The organism is Flavobacterium sp. ZT3R18 (genome assembly GCF_007097385.1).
Taxonomy (GTDB): domain Bacteria; phylum Bacteroidota; class Bacteroidia; order Flavobacteriales; family Flavobacteriaceae; genus Flavobacterium.
This window is the reverse complement of record NZ_VJZS01000045.1, coordinates 1-1,257: the sequence shown is the minus strand read 5'-3', so window position 1 is coordinate 1,257 and position 1,257 is coordinate 1. Positions and strand designations below refer to the sequence as shown.

At 37.6% G+C, this 1,257-nt stretch carries 1 protein-coding gene and 1 pseudogene; both read right to left on the bottom strand.

The annotated features are described in order from the left end of the window. Positions 1–693: pseudogene (locus FNW52_RS21235) on the bottom strand (conjugative transposon protein TraM); the annotation flags it as partial. 4 nt (positions 694–697) lie between these two features. After that, entirely contained in the window at positions 698–1,195 is a 498-nt protein-coding gene (locus FNW52_RS20335) for a hypothetical protein (RefSeq protein ID WP_143379301.1), read from the bottom strand. Between the last annotated feature and the right edge of the window lie 62 nt (positions 1,196–1,257).

The window sequence follows — 1,257 nt, the reverse complement described above, 5'->3', positions numbered from 1 at the left end:
AGCAAATACCTGTCCACGCTGAGCTTCCGAGGCTTTTCTCAATTTTTCCTGCATTCTGTCAGGATGCTGAATATCCAATATGTTTTCAAGCATCCCACTGAGCTGTTGCAGTTCAGGATCCGGATTCTCTTTTTGCCCGTTCATGGATTGCATCATTTCTTCCAATTTCTCAACGCCATTGGAATGCATCGAGGTTTCATTCGATTTTTCATATTTATCAAACTCTTGATTTTGAACTACCGGTGCATTTATCGCCTTCTGTAATGCTTCCAATTTATTACGAACCTTTTCTTCATTGGGATCTCGATACGCAGCTGTATTTAAACCTGTATTCTCTCTTATCGAAGGATTTCCTCTTAAAGGTGTATCATTGTGACTATCTATTGAATCCTCTTCAAAAGAAGGACTTAAATAATTTGGATCCTTCTTAATGAGTTCATCAAGTTTTACAGAATCACGCGCAGCCTGCTCGTAGTAGTTCATTTTATCCCACGTAGCATCTTCCTTAAATTTTGGATCGGGAAGCTCTGCATTGAAACCATCCTTTTCAATTACTTTCGTTTCTGTAACCTCTTGTTTCCCTCCGCCCAATGCCCAAAACATAGTGGTAATAAACGGCAAGACCAATAGCGGCAATACTAATAGCATCTTGCGCTGTCTAAGTGTTTTTAGTGATTTTGTTTTTTGTTCCATGATATTATTTTTTAAATTGTGAGTGATAATAGTGTTCGACTATGGTGAGACTGTCTAAAAGTCCGGGACGGTATTGCGCAATGCTGTCATACCGTTTTTTCCCTGTGGGACTGCGACCCAGACTATCCATATATTCCCGAAAACGGACAATTCTTTCAAATTCAGTTTTACTGATTGTCGCATTTTGTTGCATGGTTTCATTCTCAAATGGCACCACATTAGTTGGTTTGCTAATTGGAGTTATAGTGATACTTTTAGTCGTATTCGCTGAAAAGCTATTTACCATTATATAAATACTGCAACCTCCTGTAAAAATTGTAAAACAAAAAAGAATCACAATCCAACTTTGACGTGATAAATGCGCTGTCTTTCTTTCTAGCCAGTTGGCGCACCTATATTGCAAACGAAGATTCGCTTCATCAAATCTTTTCAATAGATTGTCCCTGAAATCATAAGTTTCAGCAGGACTATTTTTGCTGTTTCTTTTAAAAATGAATTTCATAATCAGCAGTTTTATTATTTTCTGTTTTCAGTACGTAGATCCCGATTCTCAATGGTATTCCA

Coding starts and splice junctions, on each gene's coding strand:
- FNW52_RS20335 (WP_143379301.1), bottom strand. CDS start 1,195: ATGAAATTCATTTTTAAAAGAAACAGCAAAAATAGTCCTGCTGAAACT.